The organism is Mycobacterium sp. (genome assembly GCF_050701515.1).
GTDB lineage: Bacteria > Actinomycetota > Actinomycetes > Mycobacteriales > Mycobacteriaceae > Mycobacterium.
In genome coordinates this window covers 1-2,475 of the sequence record NZ_JBOGDB010000098.1, presented here as the reverse complement: position 1 = coordinate 2,475, position 2,475 = coordinate 1, and the positions used below count along the sequence as shown (strand labels likewise).

At 66.3% G+C, this 2,475-nt stretch carries 2 protein-coding genes; both read right to left on the bottom strand.

Annotated elements, in window-relative coordinates:
• Positions 1-1,232 (bottom strand): protein translocase subunit SecF (secF, locus tag ACRDU5_RS08450; protein ID WP_526614032.1); only part of this gene is annotated, 1,232 nt, incomplete at its 3' end.
• Between the two features lie 3 nt (positions 1,233-1,235).
• The coding region (secD, locus tag ACRDU5_RS08445; protein ID WP_526614031.1) for a protein translocase subunit SecD at positions 1,236-2,475 on the bottom strand (1,240 nt) is incomplete at its 5' end.

The following is a 2,475-nucleotide window of genomic DNA, read 5'->3' as shown; positions in this document are numbered from 1 at the left end:
GTCCTGGAGGCGGTCGGCCGGACCGGACGCGCGCCCGGTGCGGGCTTGTCGGGCGCCGAATGCCTGCCGGCAGCCGGGGGCGCGGCCCCGACGGCGTCCCGCTCGGCATCGGGTTCATCGGCGGACTCGTCCGACGCGCGGGACCGGTCGGCGGCGCCCTTGCGGCGGTCGAGCACCCGGCGGGTGTGGGTGCGCACCAGCTGGGTGCGTTCCCGCAGCGACACCAGCAGCGGGGTGGCGAAGAAGATCGACGAATAGGTGCCGACGATGACGCCGACCAGCTGCACCAGGGCCAGGTCCTTGAGAGTGCCCACCCCCAGCAGCCACACCGCGATCACCATCAGCGCGATGATCGGCAGCACCGAGATGACGCTGGTGTTGATAGACCGCATGAAGGTTTGGTTGACGGCCAGGTTGGCCTGCTCGGCGAAGGTCCTTCGGGTGGTGTGCTGGAAGCCCTGCGTGTTCTCCTCGACCTTGTCGAACACGATCACGGTGTCGTACAGCGAGAAGCCGAGGATGGTCAGCAGGCCGATGACGGTGGCCGGGGTGACCTCGAACCCGACCAACGAGTACACGCCCGCGGTGACGACCAGGTCGAAAATCAAGGTCGCCATAGCGGAGATCGCCATGTACCGCTCGTAGCGCACCGTGATGTAGATCGTCGCCAGCACCAGGAAGACCACCAGCGCGATGAGTGCCTTCTTCGTGATTTGACCGCCCCAGGTTTCCGACACCGCCGAATCACTGATCGCCAGCCTGCTGGGCTGGCCATCGGGCCCCCTCGGCTGGAACTGGTCGACCAGCGCCGTGCGCAGCTCTTCGGTCTCCTCGTTTGTCAGGGTCTCTGACCGGATCTGCACGGTGGCGGAACCGCCGCTGCCGACGACCACCGCCGACTCGGGCTCCTTGCCCAGCGTGTCGCTGAAGACATCCTCGACCTGCTGGACGCTGACGGTGCCCGTCGCGGTTTCGGCGGGCATCGACACCTTGGTGCCGCCCTCGAAATCGATGCCGAACGCGAAACCGCGCAGCACCATGCTCGCGATGCAAACCGCGACGATCAAACCGCTGACCGAGTACCACAGCTTGCGGCGCCCGACGACCTCGAAAGCCCCCGTGCCGGTGTAGAGCCTGACGAAGAAGCCGTGCCGCGCTTCGGCCGTCGCTGTTTCGAGACCGGGCGCTTCGACGGCGCTCGATTCGGTCACGTTGGAATTGTGCTTAGCCATCGGCTATCCCCGTCCCGTCGCATGCACGGACGCTCGTCGCTCGCGCGCGATCTGCTGCACCACGCCCAGGCCGTTGAACGCCGGCTTGGCCAGCATCGGCGACTTCGAAGCCAGGTACACCAGCGGCCACGTCACCAGGAAGACCACCACGACGTCGAGAACCGTGGTCAAGCCCAAGGTGAACGCGAAGCCCTTCACCTGGCCGACGGCCAGGATGTAGAGCACCACGGCGGCCAGGAGGGTGACCGCGTTGCCGGACAGGATCGTTTTGCGCGCGCGCACCCAACCGCGCGGGACCGCCGAGCGGAACGAACGACCTTCGCGGATCTCGTCTTTGATGCGTTCGAAGAACACCACGAACGAGTCCGCTGTCATCCCGATGCCGATGATCAGACCGGCGATGCCCGCCAGGTCCAGCGTGTAGTTGATCCATCTGCCGAGCAGCACCAGCAGCGCGTAAACAATTGCGCCCGAAGCCACCAGTGACAGCGCCGTCAGCAGCCCCAGTACCCGGTAATACAGCAGCGAATACAACAGCACCAGCGCTAAACCAACCGCACCGGCAAACAGACCCGCCTCCAACGATGTCAAACCTAGTGTGGCCGAGACGGTTTCGGCCTCCGAGGACTCGAACGACAGCGGCAGCGAGCCGTACTTCAGTACATTGGCAAGCTCTTTCGCCTCATCGCCGGTGAACTGACCGGTGATCTGGGTGCGACCACCCGGGATGGCTTCCTGAATCTCCGGGGCGCTGACGACCTGTGAGTCCAACGTGAACGCGGTCTGGGTACCCACATTTGCCGCGGTGAAGTCCGCCCAGATGTCGGCGGCGTCGGGCTTGAACTCCAGGTCGACGACGTACTCACCGCGTTGCGGGTCCAGGCCCGAGGTGGCGTCCTTGATCTGTTCGCCGCTGATGATCGACTTGTCCAGCAGGTACGCCTGGGTGTGGTCGGTCGAGCAGGTCACCAGCGGCAGATTCGGGTCGTCATTGCCGGCCAGGATGTCGTCTTCGTTGCAGCGGGTGGACTGGAACTGCAGCGCCAATATCTGGATCTGCGGATCGGTGCTCTGCCGCAGCGCCTTCTCGTCGGCAATGCGATCAGCGAGGGTGGCCGGCGGCTTCGGGGGCGCGGGGGCTCCGGGATTCGGTGGGGGCGGCGCCGGGGTCGGCGGCGGCTGCTGAGGATACGGGCGGGGCTGCGGCGGGGCCTCGGTCGGCGGCGCGGGTGCAGGCGTGGGC